Genomic DNA, 14,475 nt, shown 5'->3' with positions numbered 1-14,475 from the left:
AAAACGACGCGGCTAAAACGAGAAAAACTCACCGCGTATTACAACGGCGAAACGTGCCAGTGATAACGACTTTTAGATTAGAGGTTCACATGCAGGGCACCAGAATTCGGCTTTTGGTTGGGGGGATAGCGTGGGTGGCCGCCAGTTTTGGCGCCTGTGCCGAAACGCTGCAGCCCGATCCAGCCTGGCAAGAAGGGAAACTGGATAACGGATTAAGCTGGCAGCTGCTGACAACGCCGCAGCGTCCCAGCGATCGCATTGAGCTGCGTATGGTAGTCAATACCGGCTCGCTGGTAGAGACCACCCAGCAGACCGGCTTTAGCCACCTGCTGCCGCGCCTGGCGATGGTGCACAACGCCGCGCTCGACACTAACCAGCAGCGCGCACTGTGGCAGCAGGCGATGGACCCGCAGCATCCGCTGCCCCCGGCCATCGTCTCCTACGACTTCACTCAGTACAACCTTAGCCTGCCCAACAACCGCCCGGAGCTGCTGAAAGAGGCGCTTAACTGGCTGGCGGCGACGGCGGGCAAAATGTCGATTAACGAGCAGGTGGTCAGCACCGCGCTGAGCGCTTCCGATCCTGCTGCAACCTGGCCTGCTAATACCCAGGATGTGCTGTGGCGCTATCGCCTGAAGGGGTCGACGCTGCTGGCGCACGATCCGGCCGAACAGCCGCGCGCCCCGATCGACCCTAACGCGCTGAACGCCTTTTATCAGCAGTGGTATACGCCGGACGCCATGACGCTTTATGTGGTGGGCAACGTGGAGAGCCGTAGTCTGGCGGAGCAGATCAATAAAGCCTTCTCTTCGCTGACCGGCAAGCGCAGCAACCCCGCGCCGTTGCCGACGCTGTCGCCGCTGCCGCATCAGCCGATTAATCTGGTCAACGGCGCGATGAGTCAGGATCGCCTGGCGCTGATTTGGGATACGCCCTGGCAGCCAATTCGCGATTCGCAGAACCTGCAGCGTTACTGGCAGAGCGATCTGGCGCGCGAGGCGCTGTTCTGGCATCTGCAGCGCACGCTGGGCGACAGCAAAGCGCAGAACCTGCAGATTGGTTTCGACTGCCGCGTGCTTTACCAGCGCGCCCAGTGCTCGGTGAATCTTGACGCGCGCAACGACGCGCTGGAATCGGGCCTGAACCTGGTGTCGCGCGAGCTGGCAGTGGTGCGCGACAAAGGACTGCCGCAGGAGGAGTTCGACGCGCTGATGGCGCAGAAGCTGCTGGAGCTGAACAAACTGTTTGCCACCTATGCGCGCACCGATACCGACGTGCTGATGAGCCAGCGCCTGCGTTCGCAGCAGAATGCGGTGGTGGATATCGCGCCTGAGCAATATCAGAAGCTGCGTCAGGCGTTTCTGAGTGAACTGACGCGCGATCGGCTGAATCAGGAGCTGCGTCAGCAACTGTCGCAGGAGGTTACGCTGGTGTTGATGCAGCCGGAAGGCGAAGCGGAGACCAACGCGAAAAGCCTGCAGGCGATCTGGGATAAAGTGATGGCGCCGCCAGCGGCCGCCGACGCCGCTCCGCAGGAGAACAGCGCCAGCGACAGCGCGCCGCCATCTTCCTGATCCGTCAGGTTTTCGCCCTGAGCCACTCGGTCACCAGCATCGGCCAGCTGGCAAGGGGCAGATCCGCCACGCCGCGGATGCCAAATCCGTGGCCGCCTTTCTGATAAAAATGCAGCTCTGCGGGCACTTTGTGTTCGCGGAGCGCGCTGAAAAACGCCATGCTGTGGTTTACCGAGACCGTTTCATCATCCGCCGCGTGAATAAGCAGCGTCGGTGGCGTCTGCGCGTGCACGCGCGTCTCCAGCGAATAGGCTTCGATGGTTTTCGCGTCGGGCCAGGCGCCGAGCAGGCGCGTGCGTGAGCCCTCATGCGCCACGCCGTCGCGCATGCTGATCACCGGATAGACCAGCACCATCGCATCGGGACGCGGCGAGAAGCTGTCCGCGGCGTCCTGCACCGGATAGATTTTTTCGGCGAAGCGCGTCCCCAGGCTGGCGGCAACGTGCCCACCCGCCGAGAAGCCCGTCATCACAATATATTTGCCGTTCAGGCCGCGCTGGGCGCGATCGCGCAGCACGCGTACCGCACGCTGTGCGTCGGCCAGCGGCGCGTCGGCGCCTTCGTGATGGCCGTCGTAGGGCAGGCGATAGGTCATCACCGCCAGGGTGTAACCCATCGCGGTGAAGAAGGTTGCCAGCGCGCTGCCTTCGCGGTCGATCAAAACGCGCTGGTAGCCACCGCCCGGCGCCACCAGCAGCGTGATGCCGTTGGACTCTTCGGGATGCCAGATAGCGATCTCCGGGCAGCGCACGCCGGTCGCCGCGCGATCGTAGGGCTCATACTCTTTCGCCAGATCGACGATTTGCGGCTGCGCGCGCGAATCGCTGGCGCCTGGCGCGTCGCCATTGGGCCAGATGTTGATAATTTCTGTGTGCATAAAACGGTCCTGGTGCGAGGAGTGTTGTGATTTTTTTATCGCGGCCGACGAAACAGCGTCCTGCTGTTGTTGAGGAAAAGATGGTCTTTTTTGCGGCGGTCGTCCATCCGAAAACGACCTTGAGCGGCGGATTCAGACTATGCCTGGAGTCAGGAGCAAGCGGGGTTTCAGGCGTAAAAAGCGGCCTGTCGCGCGGGTGGAAATCAGTGCCAGAATTAATTTTTATCTTAACGGCAACAGGCCGTCAGCTCTCTGTCGCTAAGGCAAATTTAAGGCGGTTTCATCCGGGCATTCGCCGGGCAGGGATCGCTCGCCCCGCAAAGCGGGGCGGACGTTATGCCGGCATCGCCGCCAGCGGAATAATCGCGCCGCGATGCTGGATCACCGTGCTGGCGGTCAGGTGGCCGCGCTCGGCGGCGGCCTGCGGCGAGCCGCCCGTCAGGCGCTGCGACAGATAGCCCGCGCTGAAAGAGTCGCCTGCCGCAGTGGTGTCGATGATGCGCGACGCATCAAGACGCACTGCTGGCACGTCAATCAGCGCGTCGTCGCCGATCGCCACCAGACAGGAGTCTGCGCCGCGTTTAATCACGATTTCGCTGGCGCCTGCGGCGCGCGTGCGCTCAATCACTGCGCTTAGGGGATGCTCGCCCCACAGCAGATCTTCGTCATCCAGCGTTAAAAAAGCGATATCGGTACGCTGCAGCATGGCGCTATAGGCCTGCTGCGCGCTCGCTTTGTCCGCCCACAGGCGCGGACGATAATTATTGTCGAAAATCACCTGGCCGCCGTTGGCGCGGCAGCGATCCAGCAGCGCCATCAGCTTTTCGCGACTGTTGTCCGACAGGATCGCCAGCGAAATGCCGCTCAGGTAGAGGTAGTCGTAATGCGTCAGCTCGTCGACGATAGCGGCGGATTGTGGAGCGTCAAGCCAGTAACGCGCGGCGGCGTCGCTGCGCCAGTACCAGAAGGTGCGCTCGCCTTTGTCGTCGGTTTCGATGACATACAGGCCGGGCATTTTATTCTCCAGGCGCTGGATCAGACGGGTTTCGACCTTCTCCTGCTGCCAGGCGGCGATCATCTGATCGCTGAAGGAGTCAATGCCGAGCGCCGTCACATAGTCGACGCTGAGCTGCGCTTGATCGACCTGGCGCGCCAGATAGACTGCCGTGTTCAGCGTATCGCCGCCGAAGCCGCGTTTAATGCTCTCACCCTTCTCGGACAGCTCAATCATGCACTCACCGATAATGGCTATTTTTTTATGCGTCATGGTCTTTGGCCTGTAGTGAAATAGTGCCTTAGTCTCGCGTCTGGTATGGCAGACGTCAATGGTTTTTAAAACGGCGTTTTAATTCCACTTAAGGTAAGAAAAGCCTGTCTTCGCGGCGATTTAACGGCCAAAGTCAGGCTTTTTTTCACGATTGCGTCCGACTGGGGTTGGTACACTCTTTAGTCTTATGTGGCCAGCAGGCAGACAGATAAAGGCGGGCACAGCTGAGACTCGCCGCCGCGCTGGCACATGGCACTTGCCACCAACCAGGAAAAAACCATGGTGATGAAGAATATTAGTCATCGGCTACCTTCTTCAACTGACATCAACCCACGACAGGAAGCGCGTCTCTTCTGGCAGCAATGCCAACGATTCTACACTTTCCAGCCGATATACCAGGTATCGGGCCGGTTGCTGGCAATTGAAATCCTGACCGCGGTCACGCACCCGACCGCGCCGGAAAAGAGGCTCTCGCCGGAGGCCTACTTTGAAGCACTGGCGATTAATCAGCGTCTGCACGTTGTTCATGAGCAGCTGACGCTGCTGAAAGAGTGGCAGCCTTTTTTTTGCGACAACCAGATCGTGGCGTCGGTGAATATCGACGGGCCGACGCTGATGGCGATTCAGCAGCATCCGCCGATCCGACGCCTGATTACCAGACTGCCGTGGGTGCGCTTCGAACTCACCGAACATCACGCGCTGCCGCAGGAAGAGATGATTGCGCAGATGCCGGAGCTGGGCCCGCTGTGGCTGGACGATTTCGGTTCCGGCATGGCCAACTTCTCTGCCCTGACGGAGCTGAAGTATGACTATATCAAGCTGTCGCGCGAGCTCTTTATCCTGCTGCGCCGCACTGAAGAGGGGCGGGCGCTCTTTTCAATGTTGCTGGCGTTGATTAACCGTTACTGCAATGGCGTGATCGTTGAAGGCGTTGAGACCGAAGAGGAGTGGCGTCAGGTCTGCTGCTCGCCCGCAATGGCGGCGCAGGGCTACTTTTTTTCAAGGCCGGTCCCTTTTTCGCAACTTAATCATCTGCCGCTTCAGCTTGCCTGATGCCGTTCCACAACCTCTCGACTATCTTTAACGGAGACTGTGGACAGGCAAGGAGGAAGCGAGATGTCGCGCACGGGAAAAGTTGTTAGCTGGATAGTCGGGATTTTTTTGTTGCTGATCGTGGCAGTGGTCATCATTATCGCAACCTTTGACTGGAATCGTCTCAAGCCCACCATCAACCAGAAAGTCTCGACGGAACTCAATCGCCAGTTCGCCATTCGCGGCGATCTGGGCGTTGCCTGGGAACGCAACCGCGATGAGCCGGGCTGGCGAAGCTGGATACCCTGGCCACATGTGCATGCGCAGGACATCATATTAGGCAATCCGCCGGAGATGGCGGAAGTGACGATGGTGCATCTGGCGCGTGTCGACGCTACCCTGTCGCCGCTGGCGCTGCTGCATAAAGAAGTTTATCTGCCGTGGATCAAGCTGCAGCAGCCCGATGCGCGGCTGATTCAGACCGCCGACAAGAAGAACAACTGGACCTTCAATCTCGCCGACAGCAAAAATCCTGATGCCAGTGCGGCGCCATCCGCCTGGTCATTTCGCCTCGACAATATTCTGTTCGACCAGGGCCAGCTACGCTACCGCGATGCGGTCAACAAAGCTGACGTGACGGTAAAAATCAATCCGCTCGGCAAGCCGGTGCCTTATGGGCAGATTGCCGGCGGCAGCGACGCGCAGAAAGGCGCAGGCGACTTTGTTTTCGGCTGGGAGGCGCGCGGCACCTATAACAATGAGCAGCTGGAAGGGGAAGGCAAAACCGGCGGCATGCTCTCGCTGCGCAGCAAAAACACGCCGTTCCCGATTCAGGCCGATATACGCAACGGCTCAACGCGCGTGCAGGTTACAGGCGGCATTCAGGATCCGATGAATCCTGGTGGTGTGAACGTGCGGCTACGTTTCTCCGGCGATACCCTTGCCAACCTTTATGGCCTGACCGGCGTGCTCTTGCCCGATACGCCGCCTTATGAAACCGACGGCCATTTGACCGCCCGCTTCACCGGCAAAAAAGGGCCGGAGTACCATTACGAAAACTTCAACGGTCATATCGGCGACAGCGATATTCACGGCACGCTCACCTACACCCAGGGCAAACCCAGACCGGCGCTGGTGGGCGAGCTGAGCTCGAAACAGCTGCGTATGGCGGATCTGGGTCCGCTTATCGGCGTCGATTCCGGCAAGGGCAGTGCGAAAACCGCGCAGGCGAAGGCGAAGCGCGGCGAGAAAACGACACAGCCTGCCGATCGCGTTCTGCCGCATGACACCTTCGACACCAGGAGCTGGGATGTTATGGACGCCGACGTGAAGTTTACCGGCAAGCGCATCGAACATGGCAATTCGCTGCCGCTAAGCGATCTCTACACGCATCTGCAGCTGAAAGGTGGCGATCTGCTGCTCGATCCCCTGCGCTTCGGTATGGCAGGCGGTACGCTGAACAGCACGATTCGCCTCGAAGGAGATAAGTCGCCGATGCGCGGCCGCGCCGACATTCACGCGCGTCGTCTGCATCTGCGCCAGCTCTTTCCTGACGTCGAAGCGATGCAGCGCAGCCTGGGCCAGTTAAACGGCGATGCCAGCTTTACCGGCAGCGGCAACTCGGTGGCGGATCTGCTCGCGACCAGTAATGGCCAGCTGAAGCTGTTAATGAACAATGGCTTAATCAGCCGCAGCCTGATGGAGATCGCTGGGCTGAACGTGGGTAACTATGTGGTCGGCAAGCTGTTTGGCGACGATGAGGTGCGTATCAACTGCGCCGCGACGGATGTGAAGCTGCAAAATGGCGTCGCAACGCCTAACCTGTTCGTGTTTGACACTGAAAATGCGGTCATCAACGTCACCGGCAACGCCAACTTCGCCAGCGAGCGCCTGGATCTCTCGATCAATCCAGAAAGCAAAGGCATCCGTATCGTGACGCTGCGTTCGCCGCTTTACGTTCGCGGCACCTTCAAAAATCCTGACGCTGGCGTTAAAGCCGGGCCGCTGCTGGCGCGCGGCGCAGCTGCCGTGGCACTTGGCACCGTGGTCGGCCCTGCCGCCGCGCTGCTGGCGTTGATCAGCCCAAGCGACAACGAGGATAACCAGTGCAGCAATGTGCTGCAGCAGATGAAAAGCAAAAAGTGATCAGCTGCGATAGAGCACTTTGATGATGTGATAGCCAAATGCGGTTTTCACCGGCCCGTACGGTTTTATCAGCGGGCAGGTGAAGACCGCTTTATCGAAGGCCGGCACCATCTGACCCTGTCGAAACTCGCCTAAATCGCCGCCATTGCGTCCGGAAGGGCAGGTAGAGTGTTTCTTTGCCAGCTGCTGAAAACTGGCGCCCTTTTCCAGCTTCGCCAGCAGCGCGTTAGCCAGCGCTTCCTCTTTCACCAGGATGTGTAAAGCCGCCGCGGTTTTCGCCATGATAGTCCTCTGATTGTGTATACTGGCCGCCCATTATTTCATCCTCCTCTCTTTTTACTGAGCGATTTTTTACTATGCGTTTAAACCCCAGCCAACAACGCGCCGTCGAGTTTGTTACCGGCCCCTGTCTGGTGCTGGCGGGAGCGGGATCGGGCAAAACCCGCGTCATCACCAATAAGATTGCCCATCTGATCCGCGAGTGCGGCTATCAGGCGCGCCATATCGCGGCGGTTACCTTTACCAATAAAGCCTCGCGCGAGATGAAAGAGCGCGTCGCCCAGACGCTGGGGAAAAAAGAGGCGCGCGGTCTGATGATCTCCACTTTCCATACGCTGGGGCTGGAGATCATCAAGCGCGAATACGCCGCGCTGGGCATGAAGTCCAATTTCTCGCTGTTCGATGATACCGACCAGCTGGCGCTGCTGAAAGATTTGACGCAGCCGTGGCTGGAAGAGGACAAGACGCTGCTGCAGCAGCTGATCTCCACCATTTCCAACTGCAAGAACGATTTGATCGATCCGCCGCGCGCCGCCGCGCTGGCGCGCAGCGAGCGCGATAATATCTTCGCCCACTGCTACAGCCTCTACGATCAGCATCTGAAATCGTGCAACGTGCTCGACTTCGACGATTTGATCCTGCTGCCGACGCTGCTGCTGCAGCGCAATCAGGAGGTGCGGGAACGCTGGCAGCAGCGCATTCGCTATCTGCTGGTGGATGAGTACCAGGATACTAACACCAGCCAGTATGAGCTGGTGAAGCTGCTGGTGGGCGCGCGGGCGCGCTTTACCGTGGTCGGCGACGACGACCAGTCGATCTACTCCTGGCGCGGCGCGCGGCCGCAGAATCTGGTGCTGCTGAAAGAGGATTTTCCAGCGCTGGAAGTGATCAAGCTGGAGCAGAATTACCGCTCGTCGCAGCGCATCCTGAAAGCAGCGAATATCCTGATCGCCAATAACCCGCACGTGTTCGAGAAGCGGCTTTTCTCCGAGCTCGGTCTCGGCAGCGAACTCAAAGTGCTGACCGCGAACCATGAGGATCATGAAGCGGAGCGCGTAACGGGCGAGCTGATTGCACACCATTTCATCAATAAAACGCAGTATAAAGATTACGCGATTCTCTATCGCGGCAATCATCAGTCGCGCGTGTTTGAAAAGATGCTGATGCAGAACCGCATTCCCTATCGCATCTCTGGCGGCACCTCATTCTTTTCGCGGCCGGAGATTAAGGATCTCCTTGCCTATCTGCGCGTGCTGACCAATCCGGACGACGACAGCGCCTTTTTGCGCATCGTCAACACGCCACGTCGCGAGATTGGCCCGGCCACGCTGCAAAAGCTGGGCGAGTGGGCGAACCTGCGCAACAAAAGCCTGTTCAACGCCAGCTTCGACGTCGGCCTCGGGCAGACGCTAAGCGGGCGCGGCCTGGAACATCTGCAGCGCTTTACCCACTGGCTGCAGGAGATTGTACAGATGACCGAACGCGAGCCGGTCAATGCGGTGCGCGATCTGATCCGCGGCATCGACTATGAAAGCTGGCTGTTCGAAACCTCGGGCAGTCCGAAAGCGGCCGAAATGCGCATGAAGAACGTCAATACGCTGTTTCAGTGGATGACGGAGATGCTTGAGGGCAGCGATATCGATGAGCCGATGACGCTGACGCAGGTGGTCACGCGCTTTACGCTGCGCGACATGATGGAGCGCGGCGAGAGCGATGAAGAGCTCGATCAGGTGCAGCTAATGACGCTGCACGCCTCGAAAGGGCTGGAATTCCCCTACGTTTTCCTGGTCGGCATGGAAGAGGGGCTGCTGCCGCATCAGAGCAGCATCGATGAGAACAACATCGAAGAGGAGCGCCGCCTGGCCTACGTAGGCATTACTCGCGCGCAGAAAGAGCTCACCTTTACGCTCTGCCGCGAGCGTCGCCAGTACGGCGAGCTGGTGCGCCCGGAGCCGAGCCGTTTTCTGCTTGAGCTGCCGCAGGATGATGTCGTCTGGGAAACCGAGCGCAAGGTCGTCAGCGCCGAAGAGCGGATGAAAACCGGGCAAACGCGGGTCGCTGGACTGCGGGCGATGCTGGAGAAGGCGAAAAAGGGCTAAAGGCCCTTTTTCTTTGCGCTGATGCCGATCGGCTTATCAATACTGATGAGGTTGATTTTACCGCGTGCCAGGCGAATAGCTAACGGGCTGGTTGCCTGCGGTAAACGCAATCGCTGCCCTACGAGAGATACGCGCAAAGATTGCGTAGCGACTCGAAAGCAGAGATGGAGAGAAGGCGTTAACGTCCGTTTGCTGTCAGGCGATAGTCAGCAGCCAGTGCACATAGGACTGGTAATGGCTCTCCTGCTCCAGCAGCTCGGCGCGCAGCGGATGCGCTTCCAGCCAGCCTGCTGGCAGCGTGAGATGCAGCGTATCGTCGTCGGCCTGTAAGCGCACCGCAGGCAGCGTATCGTCGCGACGACGGCTGGAAAAGATGATCGCCAGCCGCAGCAGGCGGCACAGACGTTCGGCAAGACGCGGCGGAAGGGCGTTTTGCTGGGTCAACAGCGCTAAGTCGATGCTGCCGCTCTGGTTCTGCAGCAGGCAGGCCAGCAGTTTTTTCTGTGCGGGCGTAAAGCCGGGGAGATCGAGATGGCGCACCAGATAGGCGGCATGCTGCGGTGCCTGGCGGAAATCGACACTAAGGCCAATTTCATGTATCGCGCTGGCGCTGAGCAGCAGCTCGCGGCAGCGCTGATCCAGTTTCCATACCGCGCTCACCTGGCGGAAAAAGACGTCGGCCAGCTGACGCACTCGCGCCGCCTGTTCCACATCGATAGAGAAACGACGCTGGACGTTCTGCAGCGTGCGGCTGCGGATATCGCGATCGACCGGCAGATGCAGCATGCCGTAAACCAGCCCCTCGCGCAGTGCGCCGCCCGCCAGCGTCATGCTCTCAATGCCGAGCTCCTGGAATACCGCAATCAGAATGGAAAGACCGCTGGGGAAAACCAGCGCGCGCTCCAGCGTTAAGCCTTCAATCTCCAGCTCTTCCAGCTTGCCGCACTGAATGGCGCGCTGTTTGAGCTGCTGCAGCTTACTCAGGGTGATGCGCTCATCCATGCCCTGCGCCACCATAATCTCCTGCAGCGCCTGTACGGTGCCGGAGGCGCCGACACAGGCTTTCCAGCCGTGAGCGCGCAGCGGCGAGGCGATAGGACGGATCATGTCGATAGCGGCCTGCTCGGCAGCGTCGAAATTTTCTTTCGCCAGATGACGGTCGCTAAAGAAGCGTTCAAGCCAGGTTACGCAGCCCATAGGCAGGCTATACAGCAGGGAGGCATGCGAGCCGTCGCCGGTGGCCAGCTCGGTGCTGCCGCCGCCGATATCGACCACCAGCCGCTTGTCCGAGCCGCCGGTGGTGTGTGCGACGCCCTGATAAATCAGGCGCGCTTCCTCTTCGCCGCTGATCACGTTAATCGTACAGCCCAGGAGTTGCTGTGCGGTAAACAGGAATTCGCTGGCGTTGGCCGCCAGGCGCAGCGTGGCGGTTGCAACCACGCGGATCTGCTCGGAAGGAATATCCTGCAGCTGTTCGGAGAAGAGCTTCAGACACTCCCAGCCGCGCGTCATCGCCTCGACGGAAAGATGGTTATTTTTGTCCAGGCCAGCAGCCAGACGCACCTTGCGCTTAATGCGCGCAACGGTCTGAATGCTTCCAGAAACTTCGCGCACCACCAGCATATGAAAGCTGTTGGATCCCAGATCAATCGCAGCATAAAGTGACGATGCGCTTAGCATAGTGTGGATTAACCTGAACGTTTACGGTTGTTATTACGCGGCGCTCCACGACGATTCGCGTTATTGCCGCTGCGGCGCGGACCATTGCCCGTGCGAGCGCGTGCCAGGCGCTTCGGCGGCGGCAGGTTATCCATCAGCGCGTCGCTGTTGTACTTGCTCACCGGAATGCTGTGGCCGATGTACTCTTCAATCGCTGGCAGATTCAGCGCGTACTCTTCACAGGCCAGGCTGATAGAGTGTCCGCTGGCACCGGCGCGGCCGGTACGGCCGATGCGGTGAACATAATCTTCGCGATCGTCAGGCAGGTCGTAGTTAAAGACGTGCGTGACCGCAGGAATATGCAGGCCGCGTGCCGCAACGTCGGTTGCCACCAGAATATCAACGTCGCCTTTGGTGAAGTCGTCCAGAATGCGCAGGCGTTTCTTCTGCGGCACGTCGCCGGTCAGCAGGCCGACGCGATGGCCGTCCGCCGCCAGATGGCCCCAGATATCTTCGCAGCGATGCTTGGTGTTGGCGAAGACGATAGCGCGATCCGGCCACTCTTCTTCCAGCAGCGTCTGCAGCAGGCGCATTTTTTCTTCGTTCGACGGATAGAAAAGCTCTTCTTTAATACGGTGACCCGTTTTCTGCTCTGGCTCGACCTCAACGTACTCAGCGTTGTTCATGTGTTCGAAAGCCAGTTCGCGCACGCGCCAGGAGAGCGTGGCGGAGAACAGCATGCTCAGGCGCTGCGGCGCAGGCGGCATGCGGCGGAACAGCCAGCGAATATCTTTAATAAAGCCGAGATCGAACATGCGGTCGGCTTCGTCCAGCACCAGTACCTGAATCGCGCCAAGGTTAATGTGGTTCTGCTTCGCGTAATCGATCAGACGGCCGGTGGTGCCAACCAGGATGTCAACGCCGTCGGCCAGCACTTTCAGCTGCTTGTCGTAACCGTCGCCGCCGTAAGCCAAACCCAGCTTCAGCCCGGTGGCCTGCGCCAGCGGTTCGGCGTCGGCATGGATCTGCACCGCCAGTTCGCGCGTCGGCGCCATAATCAACGCGCGCGGCTGATTGATCTGACGGCCTTCCTGGGCAGGGTGAGTGAGAAGATGATGAAACGTTGACGTCAGAAACGCCATCGTTTTGCCGGTACCGGTTTGCGCCTGGCCTGCGACATCACGTCCTGAGAGCGTAAAGGGCAGAGCTAACGCCTGAATAGGCGTGCAGTTATGAAAGCCTTTCTTTTCAAGGGCTTCCACGACCAGAGGGTGCAGGGCGAAGTCGGAAAACTTCTGTTCTGTTAAGTGTGTTTTGCTCATAGTGTGGTAGAATATCAGCTTACTATCGCTTTACGAAAGCGTATCCGATGAAATAAAGTCAACCTTCGTTGGTAAACTTTACGCCAATTCGCCAGGCATAATCTTGTGGAGTAATACATGAGCAGCGATAAAATCGTTCACCTCACCGATGACAGTTTCGATGCAGACGTGCTGAAAGCAGAAGGTGTCACACTGGTAGATTTCTGGGCTGAATGGTGTGGTCCTTGCAAAATGATCGCCCCGATTCTCGATGAAGTTGCCGAAGAGTACGACGGTAAGCTCACCATCGCCAAGCTGAACATTGACGATAACCCGGGCACCGCGCCGAAGTACGGCATCCGCGGCATCCCGACGCTGCTGCTGTTCAAAAACGGTGAAGTCGCCGCGACCAAAGTCGGCGCGCTGTCTAAAAGCCAGCTGAAAGAGTTCCTGAACGCCAACCTGGCATAAGGACGAGAACGTTCGGCGGTGGCGAATTTTCTTCCACTGCTGGACGTTCGCATTTTAGCGTGCTAAGTTACTTTCACTGCATTACGCACTTACCTTGTAGTTTGCATCTTAAAGATTTCCTTTGTTAAACCCTGAAGCACGTTCCGTATACAGCGGTTTAGCAATTCTGACGGTTAGCACCAACTTTGGCATTGCATTTCAACCGTCTCTCTCGCTTCCAGTCGCCATCCCTGACGATGATCGTCGAGAAGAGTTGAAAGCGCCATTAACAGGCATGGAATATTAAGCCATACCATTCACGACCAACATTTCGAGAATTACCCCGAGTTTAAGAACCCATCACTATGAATCTTACCGAATTAAAGAACACGCCGGTTTCTGAGCTGATAACCCTCGGCGAAAATATGGGGCTGGAAAACCTGGCGCGCATGCGCAAACAGGATATTATTTTCGCCATCCTCAAACAGCACGCGAAAAGCGGCGAGGACATCTTCGGTGATGGTGTGCTGGAGATATTGCAGGACGGATTCGGTTTCCTCCGCTCCGCAGACAGCTCTTACCTCGCCGGCCCCGACGACATCTACGTTTCTCCCAGCCAAATTCGCCGTTTCAACCTTCGCACTGGTGACACCATCTCCGGCAAAATCCGTCCGCCGAAAGAGGGCGAGCGCTACTTTGCGCTGCTGAAGGTTAACGAGGTTAACTACGATAAGCCTGAAAACGCGCGTAATAAGATTCTGTTCGAAAACCTGACGCCCCTGCACGCCAACAGCCGTCTGCGCATGGAGCGCGGCAATGGTTCAACGGAAGACCTTACCGCACGCGTGCTGGATCTGGCTTCGCCGATCGGCCGTGGCCAGCGTGGTCTGATCGTTGCGCCGCCGAAAGCGGGTAAAACCATGCTGCTGCAGAATATTGCGCAGAGCATCGCCTACAACCATCCAGACTGCGTGCTGATGGTGCTGCTGATCGACGAACGCCCGGAAGAAGTGACCGAGATGCAGCGTCTGGTCAAAGGCGAAGTTATCGCCTCTACCTTCGACGAACCGGCTTCACGCCACGTTCAGGTGGCTGAAATGGTGATCGAGAAGGCGAAGCGTTTGGTTGAACACAAGAAAGACGTGATCATTCTGCTCGACTCCATCACCCGTCTGGCGCGCGCCTATAACACCGTGGTGCCGGCATCAGGTAAAGTGCTGACCGGTGGTGTTGACGCCAACGCCCTGCATCGTCCGAAGCGCTTCTTTGGCGCCGCGCGTAACGTGGAGGAGGGCGGCAGCCTGACCATCATCGCGACCGCGCTGGTTGATACCGGCTCGAAGATGGATGAAGTGATTTACGAAGAGTTTAAAGGCACCGGTAACATGGAGCTGCACCTCGCACGTAAAATCGCTGAAAAACGTGTCTTCCCGGCGATTGACTACAACCGCTCCGGTACGCGTAAAGAAGAGCTGCTCACTTCTCAGGAAGAGCTGCAGAAGATGTGGATCCTGCGCAAGATTATTCACCCGATGGGCGAAATCGACGCGATGGAATTCCTTATCAACAAGCTGGCGATGACCAAAACCAACGACGAATTCTTCGATATGATGAAGCGCTCGTAATCCCGCGCGGGCTAATCGAGAGGGCTATACCGACTTTTTTAGCCTAAATGCGCAGGAAATCGCCCTGACGCCACGTCTTAACGTGGCGTTTTTTATTTGTGCGCATTAGGATTACCGCTGGCAGGAGCATTTATAATGACTGCGGCGGCAGTGCGCAAAAAATAACC

Annotated in this window: 11 protein-coding genes; 6 read left to right on the top strand and 5 right to left on the bottom strand. The window is 58.3% G+C overall.

The features are described 5' to 3' along the window. Window positions 1-89 precede the first annotated feature (89 nt). Window positions 90-1,574, top strand: a complete 1,485-nt coding sequence (locus ACR6A7_RS18300; protein ID WP_434126624.1) for a M16 family metallopeptidase — start codon at window positions 90-92, stop codon at window positions 1,572-1,574. 4 nt (window positions 1,575-1,578) lie between these two features. Here the strand turns inward: ACR6A7_RS18300 and ACR6A7_RS18295 are convergent, their stop codons facing one another. Continuing rightward, complete coding sequence (locus tag ACR6A7_RS18295; RefSeq protein WP_434126622.1) at window positions 1,579-2,451, bottom strand: alpha/beta hydrolase; 873 nt, start codon at window positions 2,449-2,451, stop codon at window positions 1,579-1,581. Between the two features lie 334 nt (window positions 2,452-2,785). Next, the gene (gene kdgK / locus ACR6A7_RS18290; RefSeq protein ID WP_434126620.1) at window positions 2,786-3,718 is read right to left on the bottom strand and encodes a 2-dehydro-3-deoxygluconokinase; all 933 of its coding nucleotides are present in this window, start codon (window positions 3,716-3,718) and stop codon (window positions 2,786-2,788) included. A gap of 279 nt (window positions 3,719-3,997) precedes the next feature. On the opposite strand from kdgK, the gene pdeH reads away from it, so the two are divergent. Both pdeH and ACR6A7_RS18280 read left to right on the top strand, forming a co-directional pair. Then, window positions 3,998-4,771: a cyclic-guanylate-specific phosphodiesterase gene (gene pdeH / locus ACR6A7_RS18285; RefSeq protein WP_434126619.1), complete on the top strand. Its 774-nt coding sequence runs from the start codon at window positions 3,998-4,000 to the stop codon at window positions 4,769-4,771. 63 nt (window positions 4,772-4,834) lie between these two features. After that, window positions 4,835-6,895 carry an AsmA family protein gene (locus ACR6A7_RS18280; RefSeq protein ID WP_434126617.1) on the top strand — a complete coding sequence of 687 codons (2,061 nt, stop codon included), beginning with the start codon at window positions 4,835-4,837 and terminating at the stop codon, window positions 6,893-6,895. Here the strand turns inward: ACR6A7_RS18280 and ppiC are convergent, their stop codons facing one another. Further along, a complete protein-coding gene (ppiC, locus tag ACR6A7_RS18275) occupies window positions 6,896-7,177 on the bottom strand; it encodes a peptidylprolyl isomerase PpiC (protein WP_434126615.1) in 282 nt (93 codons plus the stop codon). Between the two features lie 74 nt (window positions 7,178-7,251). Here ppiC and rep point away from each other — a divergent pair, with 74 nt between their 5' ends. Beyond that, window positions 7,252-9,273, top strand: coding sequence for a DNA helicase Rep (rep, locus tag ACR6A7_RS18270; RefSeq protein ID WP_434126613.1), 2,022 nt, complete (start codon window positions 7,252-7,254; stop codon window positions 9,271-9,273). 195 nt (window positions 9,274-9,468) lie between these two features. On the opposite strand, the gene gppA is transcribed toward rep, so the two are convergent. Together gppA and rhlB are read right to left on the bottom strand one after the other, a co-directional pair. Beyond that, on the bottom strand, window positions 9,469-10,953 hold the full coding sequence (gppA, locus tag ACR6A7_RS18265; RefSeq protein ID WP_434126611.1) for a guanosine-5'-triphosphate,3'-diphosphate diphosphatase: 1,485 nt from the start codon (window positions 10,951-10,953) through the stop codon (window positions 9,469-9,471). Between the two features lie 8 nt (window positions 10,954-10,961). After that, window positions 10,962-12,254, bottom strand: coding sequence for an ATP-dependent RNA helicase RhlB (gene rhlB, locus ACR6A7_RS18260; RefSeq protein ID WP_434126609.1), 1,293 nt, complete (start codon window positions 12,252-12,254; stop codon window positions 10,962-10,964). Between the two features lie 117 nt (window positions 12,255-12,371). Here rhlB and trxA point away from each other — a divergent pair, with 117 nt between their 5' ends. Both trxA and rho read left to right on the top strand, forming a co-directional pair. After that, window positions 12,372-12,704, top strand: a complete 333-nt coding sequence (gene trxA, locus ACR6A7_RS18255; protein WP_033754540.1) for a thioredoxin TrxA — start codon at window positions 12,372-12,374, stop codon at window positions 12,702-12,704. Window positions 12,705-13,048: 344 nt separating this feature from the next. Beyond that, on the top strand, window positions 13,049-14,308 hold the full coding sequence (gene rho / locus ACR6A7_RS18250; protein ID WP_033754542.1) for a transcription termination factor Rho: 1,260 nt from the start codon (window positions 13,049-13,051) through the stop codon (window positions 14,306-14,308). The last annotated feature ends 167 nt before the right edge of the window (window positions 14,309-14,475 follow it).

Origin of the sequence: Pantoea phyllosphaerae, from assembly GCF_051025595.1 — a bacterium.
Taxonomy (GTDB): domain Bacteria; phylum Pseudomonadota; class Gammaproteobacteria; order Enterobacterales; family Enterobacteriaceae; genus Pantoea.
Note: the sequence above shows the minus strand (reverse complement) of the source record. Positions and strands in the feature narration are given on the sequence as shown.

What these genes read in the sequence shown, in the direction of transcription:
- ACR6A7_RS18300 (WP_434126624.1), top strand. Translation starts at nt 90, where the DNA reads ATGCAGGGCACCAGAATTCGGCTTTTGGTTGGGGGGATAGCGTGGGTG.
- ACR6A7_RS18295 (WP_434126622.1), bottom strand. Translation starts at nt 2,451, where the DNA reads ATGCACACAGAAATTATCAACATCTGGCCCAATGGCGACGCGCCAGGC.
- kdgK (WP_434126620.1), bottom strand. Translation starts at nt 3,718, where the DNA reads ATGACGCATAAAAAAATAGCCATTATCGGTGAGTGCATGATTGAGCTG.
- pdeH (WP_434126619.1), top strand. Translation starts at nt 3,998, where the DNA reads ATGGTGATGAAGAATATTAGTCATCGGCTACCTTCTTCAACTGACATC.
- ACR6A7_RS18280 (WP_434126617.1), top strand. Translation starts at nt 4,835, where the DNA reads ATGTCGCGCACGGGAAAAGTTGTTAGCTGGATAGTCGGGATTTTTTTG.
- ppiC (WP_434126615.1), bottom strand. Translation starts at nt 7,177, where the DNA reads ATGGCGAAAACCGCGGCGGCTTTACACATCCTGGTGAAAGAGGAAGCG.
- rep (WP_434126613.1), top strand. Translation starts at nt 7,252, where the DNA reads ATGCGTTTAAACCCCAGCCAACAACGCGCCGTCGAGTTTGTTACCGGC.
- gppA (WP_434126611.1), bottom strand. Translation starts at nt 10,953, where the DNA reads ATGCTAAGCGCATCGTCACTTTATGCTGCGATTGATCTGGGATCCAAC.
- rhlB (WP_434126609.1), bottom strand. Translation starts at nt 12,254, where the DNA reads ATGAGCAAAACACACTTAACAGAACAGAAGTTTTCCGACTTCGCCCTG.
- trxA (WP_033754540.1), top strand. Translation starts at nt 12,372, where the DNA reads ATGAGCAGCGATAAAATCGTTCACCTCACCGATGACAGTTTCGATGCA.
- rho (WP_033754542.1), top strand. Translation starts at nt 13,049, where the DNA reads ATGAATCTTACCGAATTAAAGAACACGCCGGTTTCTGAGCTGATAACC.